At 34.9% G+C, this 15,721-nt stretch carries 17 protein-coding genes; 12 read left to right on the forward strand and 5 right to left on the reverse strand.

The window, feature by feature from the left end; translation table 11 throughout:
• The first annotated feature begins 34 nt into the window (after positions 1 to 34).
• The 7 genes from BBI01_RS20125 (at position 35) to BBI01_RS20155 (ending at position 6,449) form a co-directional block, all read left to right on the forward strand.
• Entirely contained in the window at positions 35 to 787 is a 753-nt protein-coding gene (locus tag BBI01_RS20125) for an HU domain-containing protein (protein ID WP_065396435.1), read from the forward strand.
• A complete protein-coding gene (locus BBI01_RS20130; protein ID WP_065396436.1) occupies positions 775 to 1,317 on the forward strand; it encodes an acyl-CoA thioesterase in 543 nt (180 codons plus the stop codon). Before BBI01_RS20125 ends, BBI01_RS20130 begins: the two co-directional genes overlap by 13 nt.
• 55 nt (positions 1,318 to 1,372) lie before the next feature.
• Positions 1,373 to 1,732, forward strand: a complete 360-nt coding sequence (locus BBI01_RS20135; RefSeq protein WP_317040740.1) for a GxxExxY protein — start codon at positions 1,373 to 1,375, stop codon at positions 1,730 to 1,732.
• Positions 1,733 to 1,813: 81 nt separating this feature from the next.
• The gene (locus BBI01_RS20140; protein WP_065396437.1) at positions 1,814 to 2,746 is read left to right on the forward strand and encodes a 2-hydroxyacid dehydrogenase; all 933 of its coding nucleotides are present in this window, start codon (positions 1,814 to 1,816) and stop codon (positions 2,744 to 2,746) included.
• Positions 2,747 to 2,919: 173 nt separating this feature from the next.
• Positions 2,920 to 4,182 (forward strand): serine hydrolase domain-containing protein, encoded by a 1,263-nt coding sequence (locus tag BBI01_RS20145; RefSeq protein WP_083190172.1) that lies wholly within the window; start codon positions 2,920 to 2,922, stop codon positions 4,180 to 4,182.
• A 25-nt stretch (positions 4,183 to 4,207) separates the two neighbouring features.
• Complete coding sequence (locus BBI01_RS20150; protein WP_065396439.1) at positions 4,208 to 5,986, forward strand: Ig-like domain-containing domain; 1,779 nt, start codon at positions 4,208 to 4,210, stop codon at positions 5,984 to 5,986.
• 1 nt (position 5,987) lies between these two features.
• Positions 5,988 to 6,449, forward strand: a complete 462-nt coding sequence (locus tag BBI01_RS20155; protein WP_438561400.1) for a heme-binding domain-containing protein — start codon at positions 5,988 to 5,990, stop codon at positions 6,447 to 6,449.
• 97 nt (positions 6,450 to 6,546) lie between these two features.
• On the opposite strand, the gene BBI01_RS20160 is transcribed toward BBI01_RS20155, so the two are convergent.
• From BBI01_RS20160 to BBI01_RS20180, 5 genes are all read right to left on the reverse strand, one after another.
• The gene (locus BBI01_RS20160; RefSeq protein ID WP_065396440.1) at positions 6,547 to 7,059 is read right to left on the reverse strand and encodes an NUDIX hydrolase; all 513 of its coding nucleotides are present in this window, start codon (positions 7,057 to 7,059) and stop codon (positions 6,547 to 6,549) included.
• 3 nt (positions 7,060 to 7,062) lie between these two features.
• On the reverse strand, positions 7,063 to 7,977 hold the full coding sequence (gene xerD, locus BBI01_RS20165) for a site-specific tyrosine recombinase XerD (protein WP_065396441.1): 915 nt from the start codon (positions 7,975 to 7,977) through the stop codon (positions 7,063 to 7,065).
• Positions 7,978 to 7,985: 8 nt separating this feature from the next.
• A complete protein-coding gene (locus tag BBI01_RS20170; protein WP_065396442.1) occupies positions 7,986 to 8,408 on the reverse strand; it encodes a deoxycytidylate deaminase in 423 nt (140 codons plus the stop codon).
• 52 nt (positions 8,409 to 8,460) lie between these two features.
• Positions 8,461 to 9,228, reverse strand: a complete 768-nt coding sequence (locus BBI01_RS20175; protein WP_065396517.1) for an enoyl-CoA hydratase/isomerase family protein — start codon at positions 9,226 to 9,228, stop codon at positions 8,461 to 8,463.
• 105 nt (positions 9,229 to 9,333) lie between these two features.
• Positions 9,334 to 10,821, reverse strand: coding sequence for a catalase (locus BBI01_RS20180; RefSeq protein ID WP_065396443.1), 1,488 nt, complete (start codon positions 10,819 to 10,821; stop codon positions 9,334 to 9,336).
• Positions 10,822 to 10,953: 132 nt separating this feature from the next.
• Between BBI01_RS20180 and BBI01_RS20185 the strand changes: the two genes are divergently transcribed.
• The 5 genes from BBI01_RS20185 to BBI01_RS20205 all read left to right on the forward strand — a co-directional run bounded on the left by BBI01_RS20185 (position 10,954) and on the right by BBI01_RS20205 (position 15,684).
• On the forward strand, positions 10,954 to 11,904 hold the full coding sequence (locus tag BBI01_RS20185; protein ID WP_065396444.1) for a LysR substrate-binding domain-containing protein: 951 nt from the start codon (positions 10,954 to 10,956) through the stop codon (positions 11,902 to 11,904).
• A 236-nt stretch (positions 11,905 to 12,140) separates the two neighbouring features.
• Positions 12,141 to 13,421 carry a methionine adenosyltransferase gene (gene metK / locus BBI01_RS20190; protein WP_065396445.1) on the forward strand — a complete coding sequence of 427 codons (1,281 nt, stop codon included), beginning with the start codon at positions 12,141 to 12,143 and terminating at the stop codon, positions 13,419 to 13,421.
• A gap of 85 nt (positions 13,422 to 13,506) precedes the next feature.
• Positions 13,507 to 13,998: a hypothetical protein gene (locus BBI01_RS20195; protein WP_065396446.1), complete on the forward strand. Its 492-nt coding sequence runs from the start codon at positions 13,507 to 13,509 to the stop codon at positions 13,996 to 13,998.
• Positions 13,999 to 14,194: 196 nt separating this feature from the next.
• Entirely contained in the window at positions 14,195 to 14,785 is a 591-nt protein-coding gene (locus tag BBI01_RS20200; RefSeq protein WP_065396447.1) for an RNA polymerase sigma factor, read from the forward strand.
• Between the two features lie 203 nt (positions 14,786 to 14,988).
• Positions 14,989 to 15,684, forward strand: coding sequence for a YjjG family noncanonical pyrimidine nucleotidase (locus BBI01_RS20205; protein WP_065396448.1), 696 nt, complete (start codon positions 14,989 to 14,991; stop codon positions 15,682 to 15,684).
• The last annotated feature ends 37 nt before the right edge of the window (positions 15,685 to 15,721 follow it).

The following is a 15,721-nucleotide window of genomic DNA, read 5'->3' on the forward strand; positions in this document are numbered from 1 at the left end:
AAAAGTCATGAAAAAGTTATAAATTTGCCACCAAATGAATATTTCAGCATACATTTTAGAATATTTAAAACAATTCGGAACTGTCACGGTTCCAGGATTTGGCGTGTTTTCTCTGAAAAATTCTAAGGCAATTATCAATTCTGAAAACGGAAGTATCTTACCTCCGGCTAGTCAGATTGAATTTACAATTGACTATGAAGTACAGGCTGAAGATCTTACCGCCTTTATTGCCAGAGAAAAACAGATGTCTTTAGACGCTTCAAGAAGTGATCTGAAGATACAAACAGATTTTTGGAAGAAAAAACTTCAGGCAGAACAGGTCCTGGAAATTCAAAACCTGGGAACCATTTTCATCGAAGAAGGAAATACACACTTCAAAGGAAAAAGAGTAGAAGCAGGACGTCCGGATTTTTATGGATTGGAAGAAATCAGATTCTCAGACATTAATAACGGTGAAAAAGTAAGTGCTTCCGAAAACCGTGAAAAAGACTATAAATTTAAGAAGACAATTCTTTGGATTTTCCTTTTAATTATACCGATTTTGGGTATTGCGTACTTTGCTTTTACTCAAAAGGAACTACTTTTTGGTAAAAAATCCTTTAATAAAGTTTCTGTACAGACTTCTACGCACAGGATTGTAAAAGATACTGTGAAAGTGACAGTACATACTCCTGAAGCTTCGGTTTCAGATTCTCTTAAGAAAGATTCATTGGTAAAACCTGTCGGAAAACAAATCAAAGCTGTTCCGGCTGCTCCAAACAACACTAAGAATAAATGGCAAAAATAAAAACAGCGTCAGAATCTCTGACCATCATGACCAATATCGTTCTTCCGAACGAAACAAACTCTTTAAGAAATCTTTTTGGTGGTGAACTTTTAGCAAAAATGGACAGATGTGCATCTATTTCTGCAGCTAGACACTGTGAAAGAAGAGTGGTAACAGCTTCTGTAAACCACGTTTCATTCAATCATCCGATTCCTGAAGGAGGAGTTGTAGTATTGGAATCTAAAGTTTCGAGAGCGTTCTCTACTTCTATGGAAGTGTATGTGGATGTATGGTCTGATGATCCAATCAATCAGAAAAAAATTCACACGAATTCGGGGATTTATACATTCGTTGCAGTGGATGAATTTAATCGTCCTATTCCAATCCCGGATATGGTTCCTGAAACAGAAGAAGAAAAGGAAAGGTATGCAGCTGCATTCCGTAGAAAAGAACTTTCATTAATTCTTTCAGGGAGAATGAAGCCTTTGGAATCTGTAGAGCTTAAGAAATTATTTCAGGAGCCACAGGAACCGACCAAGGACAAAAAATAAAAATATATAAACACTAATAACACAAATATTCGGCACAAATTTTCACAAATGATTTGTGTCGGATAAGATGAAAAAAAATAATACAGTGGATATTTCAGAAAATGATATTTCAAGACTTGTTTACGAGGCAGGATATCATGTTCATAAGGCTTTAGGTCCAGGACTTTTGGAAAGTGCTTATGAAGAATGTTTATTCTATGAACTGAATAAACATGATATTCTTGTTGAAAGGCAAAAACTGATGCCATTGATGTATGAAGAAGTGAAGTTAGATATTGGTTACAGACTTGATTTTTTGATTGAGAAAAAATTTGTCTTAGAAATTAAATCTATAGAATCATTGAATGATATTCATTTGGCTCAAATACTTACCTATCTTCGATTAAGTAACTGTAAAACTTGGAATGTTGATTAACTTCAATACACTCCAATATAAAAACGGCGTAAAAAGAGTTATTAACGGAACCTTATAATTTGTGTCATTTGTGTTTAAATTATGAAAATTCTCCTTTTAGATAAAAACCACCCCCTTATTACCGAACAGCTTCTGGCTAAAAACTTTATTTTAGAAGAAGATTTTACGTCTACTTACGATGAGGTTTGTAATAAAATCAACAATTATGATGGTATTATCATCAGAAGTCGTATTCCATTGGACAAAAATTTTCTTGAGAAAGGAAAGAATCTGAAGTTTATTGCAAGGGTAGGTGCAGGGATGGAAAATATTGATATTCCTGTGGCAGAATCATTAGGTATTCAGCTGATCAATTCTCCGGAAGGAAACAGAGATTCTGTGGCGGAACATGTTGTTGGAATGTTGTTGGTGATCATGAACAGACTTTTTATTGCTTCTCAGGAAGTAAAAAACGGGATTTGGAAACGTGAAGAAAACAGAGGTGACGAGCTGCTTGGAAAGACAGTAGGGTTGATAGGCTATGGAAATATGGGTAAAGCAACGGCAAAAAGACTTTCTGGTTTTGGTTGTAAAGTCATCTTTCATGATATACTTCCCAATCTGGCGGATGAATTTGCAACGCAGGTTACCCTGGATGAATTAAAGCAATCTGCAGAAGTATTGAGTTTGCATATTCCTCTTACCTCAGAAACGCATTACCTTATTGATGAAGAATTTATTTCAGGGATGAAAAATGACTTCTATTTCGTTAATACAGCAAGAGGTAAAAATGTAAAAACGAAAAGTTTAGTAGAAGCTTTAAAATCGGGGAAAGTAAAAGGGACATGTTTAGATGTTTTGGAATACGAAAAGTCTTCTTTTGAAAATCTTGAAACAGAAAATGAAGATTTAAAATATCTTTTGGAATCCGAAAAAGCAATTGTTACTCCACATATTGCCGGATGGACGCATCAGAGTAAAGAAAAACTGGCTCAATTTATTGTGGATAAAATTCTTGCTTCCCACTGCCAGTAGATTTAAGCGACAAAACAAAGTTTTAAAATAGTATAAAGGCGAATTTGTAAAAAGACAAATTCGCCTTTTCATTTCTCTTTTCATTTTATTTATGTTAAATAATTCATAATGTCACTCTCATATTTACTATTTATTTTTGACTTTTATTAAATTGCCGCTCATTTTTGAATCTAATGAGGATGCGTAATTTTGTACTTACTATAACTGTTGTCTTATCCCTTTTTTCTTGTAAAAATAAATCTGAATCCAAAGCGGTTTCAGCCGAAAACACGACCAATCTTCCCAATTATGGAAATGTAGATTTGGGAAATGTTTTTACTAAAGCAGACGGACAGCTTTCCAATAAAGAGTCATTGACAGGTTATATTGACCAGTACTATAAAAAAGTATGGGAAGGAGGAGATCTTAGTGGTGGAATTCTTGTTGCAAAAGGCGATGAGATCCTTTATGAAAATTACAGAGGCTTCGGAAGAGAAGGTAACCAGATGCCAATCGATAAAAATACACCATTACACGTTGCTTCCGTTTCCAAAACGTTAACGGCTATGGCGATGATGAAACTGGTAGAAGCAGGAAAAATAAAGCTTTCCGATCATCTTACACAATTCTTTCCTGGCTTTCCTTATCCTAATGTGACGGTTCAGACTTTATTGGATCAGAGAAGTGGTCTGCCAAAATACGAATACTTCATTACGAAAATACAACCTGCACCTGCAGAACTTTCCAAGCCGTTTATTACCAATCAGGATGTTTTGAATATGATTATCAAATACAAACCTGAACTGGCGAGAGATACAGATACAGGATTTATGTATTGTAATACGAACTTTGCTTTATTGGCATTGCTGATTGAAAAAGTAACAAAGACTCCTTTTCCGCAAGCAATGAAAGAAATGGTTTTCACACCATTGAAAATGAACAATTCTTATATCTTCCAGGAAAAAGATATTCCTACAGCTTCACAATCTTTCTATTATGGTGGAAATAAGCTGTATCCTCTGGATAGGCTGGACCTTATTTACGGAGATAAAAACGTTTATACAACCCCAAGAGATTTATATAATTTTTCGAAAGCAATGTTCTCAAAAGACTTCCTGAAGCCTGAACTGATGCAAATGGTATTTACTCCTTACAGTAACGAAAAAGCCGGAATGAACAATTATGGCTTAGGTTTCAGAATGAAAATATTTGATAACGGTGAAAAACTGACTTATCACAATGGATGGTGGCATGGAACAAACTCTGTTTTTGCTCATCTTCTAAAGTCTAAAGTTACGATTGTTGCTATCGGGAATAAATATTCAGGAAAAGTGTATACGGCACTTGCATTATCAGGATTATTTGAGAATTTCCCTTTACAGCAGGAGAAACTTCAAACGGTAATGAATGACAATAAAGATAGTTTGAATAGCGGACACGAAGTTTTTGGAGAATAATGTTTACTTTTGCTTAAACATTTTCATGAAAAGGTTTCTTTTATTATTCGTTATCAGCTTTCTTGTACACTCTTGTGCAAGGGTAGGATCTCCTGTGGGAGGTCCAAAAGACACGTTGGCACCAAGATTTTTAAGTTCAAATATTGATACTACAAGAGTAAATGTAAAAAGAGATATCCACGAGCTTCGCCTGGATTTTGATGAATACATTACTTTAAAGGATATCAATAAGAATTTGATCATTTCGCCTCCGATTAAAAATATCAAGCGAATTCTTCCGTCTAATATTGCCAACAAATTTGTTCTGATCCAGTGGGCAGATACTCTTCAGGCAAATACTACTTATAATTTTAACTTCGGAAATTCAATCGTTGATAATAACGAATCTAATATTCTGCGTTATTACAATTTTGCTTTTTCTACAGGAGATAAATTAGATGATACCTATATCAGTGGTGAAGTAAAAGATGCTCTCCAGATCAAAAAGAAAGCTGGAAGTAATGAAAATAAACTGGTTGTAGGATTGTATCAGGTAAAAGATACAATGAACTACAAACAAAAGCCTTACTATATTACCAAAGTAGATGATGATGGTTACTATGAACTGAATTACATTTCTCCAGGGAAATATAAAATAATCGCTTTCGAAGATGAAAACGGAAATTCTGTATACGATCCGGGAAAAGAAAAAATAGGGTTCCAAAAAGAACCTGTAGACATTGAAAAATCGGTCTCAGGATTAAACTTAAGTGTTTATCCTTCGAAAAAACCTGTGAAGTATACAGAGATGAAAGAGATTGCAGGAGGAGTTTTGATGTTATTTGAAGGACATCCGGAAGAAGTAAAAGTAGCGTCTCTTAATGAAAAAATTAAAGATGTAAAAATAACGCATCGTCCAAAATCAGACTCTGTAAGAATCTGGTTTGATGCTGTAAAGGATAATGTTGGGCAGGAAGCAACAGAAAAACTGGTATTCAGCCACGATAAAGGATTGAAAAAAGATAGTATTTATTCTGCTTCTTTATTCTATAAATATAATAAGAAAAACGCAATGGACGTCTTTAGTGATAATGGAGGAGGTTCATTGGCTCCAAAGTCTGACTTTAAAATTGCATCCAATTATATTGTTGATAAAATAGATCCAGCAAAATGGACACTTACAGTCAAAGGAGATAGTTTGACAACTCTGCCGTTTACTGCAAAGATTTCAGCTACCAATCCATATCAAATTCAGGTGCAGTCTGATTTTGTAAGTGGAAAAAATTATCAGCTTACCATTCCAAAAGAAACAGTATCCTCATTCTACGCTAAAAATACACAATCGAAACGTTTTGATTTCGAAGTAGATAAAGTAGAAGAATTTGGGAGTCTTGAATTTACTCTTTTGAATCCTCCTGCCTCCAAATATTGGATTCAGCTTATGGACGAGTCTGAAAAAGTAGTTTATCAAAAATATACCAAAGGAGATAAAGTGAAGTTTGATATTCTAAAACCTGCAGAGTATATTGTAAGGATTTTAGTAGATAATAATGAGAATAATTATTGGGATGAAGCTGACTTTACTACAGAAACCTTTGCTGAAGATGCTTATGTTTACTATAAAAAAGGAGTTGTAAGAGCCTTATGGGAAACAAGAGAAGAATGGGATCTAAAAGATACAAGAACGCTTGATAATCCTAAAGGAAACGCTGTTCCTGCTCCGGCTGCACCTGTAGATAGTCCTCCACAAGAAAAAGAATCAGTGAAGCAGGATGTGAAAAAAGAAATAAAATCCAATAATGCAATTATAACTCCCGTAAAATAGGATGATGAAGACGGTAAAGAAAATAGTATTCTGGACACTTGTAGCATTTGCTCTTATTCAGTTTTTTCCGATAGATAGAGTAAATAAACCGGTTGATTCCAAAGTGAACTTTGTTCAGATGAAACAGGCTCCTGAAAAGATAAGTACTATTCTTAGAAATGCTTGCTACGATTGTCATTCCGACGAAACAATATATCCTAAATACGCTTATATTGCACCTATTTCATGGTCTGTGAAAAGCCACGTGAACGAAGGACGTCAGCATCTTAATTTTTCTGTTTGGGGAACCTATAATAAGGAGTTAAAAGAAAATATGCTTGATAGATCAATGGAAGCTCTTAAGCATAAAACAATGCCGTTACCAGGTTATGTTGTCTATCATAAGGAAGCTAAACTTTCAGAGGCAGAAAGAACTCTACTAATTCAGTATTTTGATGAAATGCTGAAATCAAAAACATATTAATTTAAAAAAACTCCCGCAGATTTTACAAAATAAGCAGTGGATAAAATCCAATAATCTGCTTCATCTGTAAAATCTGCGAGAGCCTATATTACAAAAATTATTTCTTTAAATAACCTTCAAAAAACTTCTTCTGAGAGTCAAAAGCAATATCCTCAAGGTTGAGATCCTTTAAAGGAATCCATACCGCTTCCGATATCTCTGAAAGTTCAAGGTTTACCTCAAATTTCTCTGAAACATTATATTCGTAAAAGAGATCAATCGTATTATAATCAATTTCCTTATACTGATAAACATTTGGAAGACTTGTAAGGTATTTTAGGTTTGAAATATCAACATCCAGCTGAAGCTCTTCAAAAAGTTCTCTTTTACAGGTTTCTTCTGCACTTTCTTTAGGATCAACAAATCCTCCGGCAAGATCCATTTTTCCTTTTTTAGGATCTCTGTTTCTTCTGGTAAGGTAGATTTCGTCGCCACATCTTATGACAACCGCTACAGCGCCCGCCACGTTGTTGTACAGTGTAAAACCACATTCTGGGCAGCTCCATTTTTTTTCACTATCCCAATGTAGAGTTTCTTTGCCACAGCTCGGACAATATTTCAATAATTTCATATGTTATTGAGTAACATTAATATTTCTCGGGTGATAACTTAAGATAACATCTCTTAGCTCTTCCGTTTTCAGATGGGTATAGATTTCCGTTGTTGTAATGCTGGAATGACCAAGCATTTCCTGAATATAACGAAGATCTGCACCATTCTGCAATAAATGCGTTGCAAAAGAATGTCTGAATGTATGTGGAGATATTTTTTTGTTAACCCCTGCTTTATCTGTAAGTTCTTTAATAATAAGGAATACGATTACTCTCGACATGGAAGTACCACGGCTGTTTAAAAACAGAGTATCTTCATATTTCTTATTGATTTTTCCTTTAGAACGTACCTCTTTAATATAACTTTCCAGCAGTTCAGCAGTGTAATCCGCCAAAGGAACAAAACGGGTTTTGTTTCCCTTTCCGTGTACTTTGATATACTGCTCCTTGAAGTTAATATTGGAGATCTTAAGATCAATTAGTTCAGAAACACGGAGTCCGCAACCATAAAGCACTTCAATGATGCTGTGGTTTCTTCTTCCGAGATCTGTATCGACCTCAATTGCGGCAATAATTTTATTAATGTCTGGTAAGCTTAAAGTATCAGGTAGATACAGTCCTAATTTAGGACCTTCAAGTAACGCTGCGGGATTGTCTTCACGATATTCATCCTCAAGCAGAAATTTAAAGAAAGCTTTAATGGATGATATCCATCTTGCCTGTGATCTCTCACTGAATTTCTGTTTAGAAAGATTGAAAATGTATTCCTGCAGGTTTTCGTAACCGATAGAGTCTGGACCGACGTTTGCCAGATCTTCTTCTGCGTAATCTTTTAATTTCTTGATGTCCCGAACATAGGCATCGAGAGTATTTTCTGAAAAATTTCTTTCGAAGCGAAGAAATATTTCAAAATCTTTGATCTTTTCATCCCAAGTCATATTTGTGCTTATTTTTTTAGTTCACAGTCCGATATTTGCTCTATTTCAATGTTATGGTTTCTCAGGAACGATATCCCATCGTCATCCGAATACTCATTAATGTACACCAGTCTTGTAATTCCTGCCTGCAGAATCAGTTTGCTACACTCTTTGCATGGCGACAGCGTTAAATATAACGTAGCGCCTTTTGCAGATTGTGTAGATGCTGCCAACTTTAATATAGCGTTGGCTTCCGCATGCAATACATACCAGTGCGTTTTTCCCTCTCCATCTTCACAGCAGTTTTCGAATCCCATAGGAGTCCCGTTGTAACCATCTGAAATAATCATCCTATCTTTTACGATAAGAGCTCCTACCTGTTTTCTCTTACAGTAGGAGAGTTTTGCCCATTCTTGAGCCATTTTTAGATAAGCTTTATCAAACTTATTCATACCGCAACATTAGTTTTTTCGAAATAATTTGGATTAAAATCTTTTTGAAAGACTAGAAGTTCGGCTTTCTTTTCTCAAGGAAAGCAGTTACTCCTTCTTTCTTATCTTCCATTTCAAAAAGTTCCCCGAAATATTTGATTTCAGTTTCAAAACCTTTCTCCGTGTCAGATAAATTTACGGCGTTAATAGCCTTAGATATTGCCATTGGTGAATTGTTGGCAATAGTGTTCGCTAATTCTTTCGTTTTGGTTAATAATTCTTCAATAGAGTATACTTCATTTACCAGTCCGATCTCTTTTGCTTTTTGAGCAGGGATCATTTTGGCAGAGAAGATCATTTCGTTGGCAATACCTTTTCCTACAAGCTTTGGAAGCCTTTGAGTACCCCCGTACCCTGGAATTAATCCAAGTGTTACTTCAGGAAGCCCTAATCTGGCGTTTTCCGATGCATATCTGATGTGGCATGCCATGGCAAGCTCTAAACCTCCTCCCAATGCAAAACCGTTTACGGCTGCAATGACGGGCTTAGACATGTTTTCAATTTTGTTGAACAAAGTATTTTGTCCGTTTCTTGCAAGTTCCTCAGCTTTTTCCTGTCCGAAATCACTGAATTCTTTGATGTCAGCTCCAGCTACAAAGGATTTTTCTCCGCTTCCTGTAAGAATAATAACTCTACATGAATTGTCAGAATTAAGCTCATCCAATGCTGTACTGATTTCCTGAATTGTTTTTGCGTTGAGTGCATTTAAACTTTCAGGTCTGTTTATTGTAATGATAGATAATTTATCTTCCTTTTTTAATAATATATTTTCGTAACTCATTTTTCCACTTTGAAATATCATCCTTTGCAAATTATGAATTTTTTACAAAAAAAAGGAAAAAATATTATTTTTTTTTCCTTTTTTTTAATTTATTGTTCAATATGATTATTTAGAATGATTCATCATATTTGCATCGATATTGATGTTTAATTGTGAAGCTACTTTCATGCCAAGCTCAATGTTAGCGCGGAAAAAGTGACACAATTGTCTGTTAATAATTTCATCTTTTTTAGGTCCGCTGATTCCTTTCATACTTCCTATGATATTTTGAATCAGATTATCTCTGTCCTCCGCATTCATAGCTTTTGAATAAAGAAGTCCTGGTTGAGTATAATGATCACTGTCATTATCATTTCTGTTGTAGCTGGCAACATGGGCACTATCTAACTCATACTCGTAGTTTTTATAAGAAACATCCGGTTGGATATCATCAAAACTATTTGGATAGTAATTTGGTTTATCCTGATAATGGCTTGAATCTGCCATATAACCATCTCTCTGATAATTGTTAACAGCGAATGGGCATCTGTTTACTTCTAATTGGTGAGCATTTACTCCAACTCTGTAACGGTGTGCATCCGGATAAGAGAATAATCTTCCCTGAAGCATTTTGTCAGGGGAGAAGCTGATTCCGTTAATTAAACTGCTTGGTGAGAACGTAGATTGTTCTACATGGGCAAAATAATTGACAGGAACTTCATTAAGCTCCATTTCTCCTACCTCAATTAATGGGAAATCATCATGGAACCATACTTTCGTTACATCAAAAGGATTCCATCTGAAATCTTTTGCCTGTTCTTCGGTCATTACCTGAATATACATTGTCCATTTTGGGAAATCTCCGTTTTCAATAGCATTACAAAGATCTTCCTGTGCAAAGTCCGGATTTTCTCCAGCCATTTTTACGGCGTCTTCATCTGTGAAATTTTTGACCCCTTGTTTTGTCTTGAAGTGAAATTTCACCCATACTCTTTCATTTTTATCATTGATCATTGAAAAAGTATGTGATCCGAAACCATGCATATGTCTGTAGCCGTAAGGAGTTCCCCTGTCTGACATTAATATCAGAACCTGATGAAGCGATTCCGGGTTTAAGCTCCAAAAGTCCCACATCATGGTGGCACTCTTTAAATTGGTTTTCGGAAGTCTCTTTTGGGTATGGATAAAGTCCGGGAATTTTTTAGCATCTTTAATAAAGAATACCGGAGTATTGTTTCCTACAAGGTCCCAGTTTCCGTCTTCTGTATAGAATTTTAAAGCAAAACCTCTTGGGTCTCTTGCTGTATCTGCACTTCCTTTTTCCCCTCCTACTGTAGAGAAACGGGCAAACATTCTGCAGGAGTTTCCTACTTTTGAGAATAATTTTGCCTTAGTATATTGGCTGATGTCATGGGTTACGGTGAAGGTTCCATAAGCGCCGCTTCCTTTTGCGTGTACAATTCTTTCAGGAATTCTCTCCCTAACGAAGTGTGCAAGATTTTCCTGAAGAATAAAGTCTTGCAGCAATACCGGACCTCTTGGTCCTACCGTCTGGGAATCCTGATGCTCAAAGTAGGGCGCGCCATTGCTTAACGTTAATTTTTTAGAATCCATATAATTGATGATTTGAATAATTGTTTTCTTTTTCTAAATCCAAGTGTAAAGGTAGTGAATATCAAATTTACTTGATTTTTTAATTGCTAATAACAAAAACGTTATATCTTTGTAATAGATAATATTAATCAAATGAATATTCAGCAACTGGAGTATCTTATCGCTGTTGATAAGTATAAACATTTTGGAAAAGCAGCTCAGGCGTGCTTCATTACCCAGCCTACCTTAAGTGCCATGATACAGAAATTTGAGGATGAATTGGATGTGAAGGTTTTTGACAGAACTACGCACCCGATCCGTACCACAGATGTAGGTCTTCAGATCATTGATCAGGCTAAGGTAATTATAGAATCTGTCAATGAGCTGAAAAACAAAGCTAACCTTTTGAATAATATTCTAGGAGGAACTATCAATCTTGGAATCATTCCTACTGTTTCTTCATTTATCCTGCCTACGGAGATCTTTAAATTCCTTGAAGAAAATCCGAAAATTCAGATGAATGTAAAGGAAATGACAACGGATAATATTATTAAGGCTTTAAAAGCAGGAGAGCTTGATGCCGGAATTATCTCTACTCCTTATGATACTGCTGACGAGTTTTACCAGGATTTCCTATTCAATGAAGAATTGATGATCTATAGCTCTAATACTGAGGCTAATAAAAAGAATTCTTACATTATTCCTGAAGAATTGAATGTTGAAAAAGTATGGTTGCTTGAAGAAGGAAACTGTCTTAGAAATCAATTCGAAAATATCTGTCATCTGAAAGAAAATACTTTGAAACCTAAAAATTTAGATTTCTTGGCATCCAATATTCAGACTTTAGTACATATGGTAGATAAAGTGGGAGGAATCAGTATTCTTCCGGAGCTTGCGCTAAGTCAGCTTTCTGAAGAGCAGAAAAAGAATGTTTTCAGATTCAAGAAGCCTTTCCCTTACAGAGAGATTAGTATCATTTACTATAAGCCTACCTTTAAGCAAAAGATCATTGATGAATTGTCACATTCTATCAAAAATTCTTTGGAACTTAAATTAAATTATCACGAAAGTCCAAAGGAATTTGTAAGCATAAAGCCTCAGTAGACGGAATGCTTTAAAGTGATATAAGTCATTAATTTAAAGAAAAATATAATTAGTAAACAAAATTTTTGAGTATTACGAAAATAGTGCTTAAATTTGCTGACGTTTACGACGAGGAAAAATTTGACCTGATTGCAACCTCTATAAAAAAATGCTAAAACAGTATTCTTTTTTCTGGGCAATTTTATTCTTATTTTTCGTCAATAATTTTTTTTTAATTTAAAAAACCAAAGAATAATATGTCTTACTTATTTACATCTGAATCTGTTTCAGAAGGACATCCGGATAAAATTGCCGATCAGATTTCCGATGCATTGATCGATCATTTCTTAGCATACGATAAAAATTCAAAAGTAGCATGTGAAACTCTTGTAACTACCGGACAGGTGGTATTGGCAGGAGAAGTAAAATCTGATGCATACCTTGACGTTCAGACTATTGCCAGAGAAGTAATCAATGGAATTGGTTATACAAAAGGAGAATATATGTTCAATGGAGATTCTTGTGGAGTAATCTCTGCAATTCATGAACAGTCACCGGATATCAACCAAGGGGTTGACAGAGCTGTAAATGATGAGTCTTTTGAGGCAAAAGCAAATGCTCAGGGAGCTGGTGACCAGGGAATGATGTTTGGATATGCTACCAATGAAACGGCAAATTATATGCCTCTAGCTTTGGACTTGGCACATACAATCCTTAAAGAACTTTCTGCGATCAGAAGAGAAAATAAAGAAATTGCTTACTTACGTCCTGATGCAAAAAGCCAGGTAACTATCGAATATTCTGATGATCACAAACCAATCAGAATTGATTCTATCGTGGTTTCTACTCAGCATGATGACTTCGGAACTGAAGAAGAAATGCTAAACAAGATCCGTGAAGATATCAAGAATATTCTTGTTCCTAGAGTTGTTGCTCAGCAGACTGAAGAGATCAGAGCATTATTTAACGATCAGATCAAGTATCATATCAACCCTACAGGTAAATTTGTGATCGGTGGTCCTCACGGAGATACAGGTCTTACAGGTAGAAAAATTATCGTTGATACTTACGGTGGTAAAGGAGCTCACGGTGGTGGTGCTTTTTCTGGAAAAGATCCTTCAAAAGTAGACAGAAGTGCTGCTTACGCAACAAGACACATTGCTAAAAACTTAGTAGCTGCTGGTGTTGCGGACGAAGTTTTAGTACAGGTTTCTTATGCAATTGGAGTTGCTGAACCTTGTGGTTTGTATATCAATACTTACGGAACTGCAAAAGTTGATCTTCACGATGGTGATATCGCTAAAAAAGTGTCTACAATCTTTGATTTAAGACCTTATGCTATTGAGCAGAACTTAAAATTAAGAAACCCTATCTACCAGGAAACGGCTTCTTACGGTCACATGGGGAAAGAGCACTATATAGCTGATAAAACATTCAACAAAGGGCATAAAAATGAGCTTACGTTGGAAGGTCTTGAGTTCTTTACTTGGGAAAAATTAGACAAAGTAGATGAAATTAAAGCCGCTTTCGGAATTTAATTTATTCTTCTGAACAAATATTATGAACTGCTTTGCCTTCCGGTAAGGCAGTTTTTTTTAATTTTACACCTTAATAAATAGAAAGATGATGAATTTTCGAACAGCAGTTACTATTCTATCCCTGTTTTTACTAAGTACACTGGTGAAAGCACAATATACCATGCATAAGATGATTACTGTAGGGTATACGTATCAAAACCAAAGTTTTGGAGAAGTAGGAGGTAAATTGCTTTTTCTTAAAAATGATGATGTAATTTACAGATTAGGAGGCTCTGCTTTGATGGGTTCTGTCGATTCGAAGTTTGCTATCATGCCGAAACTTAATGCCGATGTTTTACTTAATTTTCAAAAGGATGTGGATTTCTACCATTCTTATTATTTCCTGATAGGAGCGGAAGGTACCAACAAATATGTTGCTCCTAAAATTGGAGTTACTTTATTTGGAATGCTTGATCTTACAGGAGGCTATGCTTTTCCTATCGGAGATACCCGTTTGAATGGAAAAGAAATGAAAGGGTTGAATATTAATTTTACATTAAATATCCCTACTGTATTCATTCATGATATGTTTAAATGATTTTTTTTAAATTTTTCTCTTTAAAATTTAATATTAGCTTAACAGTTATTAAAAAATTATTATATTTACGCCATAATATAATTGTACCAACTATCGAATAGACTCTACTCTGAAGAACTGTTTTGTATATACAGCAAGAACTGGATAATTTATCTGGTCGATAGCTGGGCTGCAAATATTTATATTGAGAAGAGTTATGAAATCAAAATCGGATAGTTTACTAATTTCGCTTTACCAGAAAGGAGATGAGGGGGCGTTATCAACCCTTATTCATCGCCATCAGAGAGAACTGTTTACATTCATTTTTTACAAAATTAATGATGAAGATTTAGCCAACGATATTTTTCAGGATACATTCATGAAAATCATTGTAATGCTGAAAGAAGGACGCTATAACGAAGAAGGAAAATTTATTCTTTGGGCGAAAAGAATTTCCCACAATTTAATCATCGACCATTTTAGATTGAAAGCAAAAAATATCAAAGTTTCAGAGACAACTTTTGAAACTGATGAATATTCTATTTTTGATCTGATCAGAGAACCTTCGGAAAATATTGAAGACCAGTTGGTAAGCAATCAAATTCAGGAGGATTTATTGAGAATGTTACAATTTCTTCCTTTGAATCAGCAGGAAGTAATTAAACTGAGATTCTTTGACGGGCTTAGCTTTAAGGAAATTGCAGATCATACTGACATGAGTATTAATACCACATTGGGTAGAGTACGATATGCATTGATAAACCTGAGAAAAATCATGGATGAAAATAACATAATATTAACTAGATAGATAATATTTTGTAAAACTTCTCGTTTTTAAGGAAAACATACTTCGCTTATGAAAAAAAATGACTCCTTAAAAGTGAAAACTTTGAAACCTAAAAAGCAAACCATTGATTTTCTGCTCAATTTTTCGAAAAGCCTTGAAATTGTGAAAAGCAAGAGCAAGAATTATCCTATTACAAAAAATTAAAATTATTAACTTTGTGCTGTATGAAAATGCAGCACGTTTATTTTGACCTGGACAATACGCTCTGGGATCATCGCAGAAATGCCTATTTAACAATCAAAGACCTTTTCGAAAAACAGGAAATTACTTCGAAGTACAATATCGACTTTGAAGAGTTTCATAATGTTTACCATGATATCAATGAAGATTTATGGGAGAAGATCAGAGATGGATTAATAGGCAAAGAGTATTTGAGAGAACACCGTTTTTATGATTCCTTCATGCATTTTGGAGTGGATGATAAAGAACTGGCACTTTATTTTGAAGAACACTTTCTGGATAATATTGTAAGCCACAACGAACTGGTGGATGGAGCGGAAGATATCCTTGATTATCTTAAGGCTAAAAATTATACATTACACATTATTTCTAACGGTTTTCAGGAAGTAACAGAAAGGAAATGTACTTTATCAGGAATTGCACCTTACTTTAAAACCATTACGAGTGCAGACGCAATAGGCGTACGAAAACCTAATCCAAGGATTTTTGAGTATTCTCTTGGGCTTTCTGATGCTAAGAAAGAAGAAAGTATCATGATTGGTGACGACTGGATCGCTGATGCTATGGGAGGAAGAGATTTTGGTATGGATTCTATTTTCTTTGATGTTTATAAAGAAGGTAAGCAGGGGACAGGCTTAAAAGCAATTACTCATCTTCAGCAGATTAAAGAATATCTATAATTTTTATGTTTTAAAGCTAAAATATAGCTTTGAAAAT

This window comes from Chryseobacterium artocarpi, from assembly GCF_001684975.1.
In the GTDB taxonomy this organism is placed as follows: domain Bacteria; phylum Bacteroidota; class Bacteroidia; order Flavobacteriales; family Weeksellaceae; genus Chryseobacterium; species Chryseobacterium artocarpi.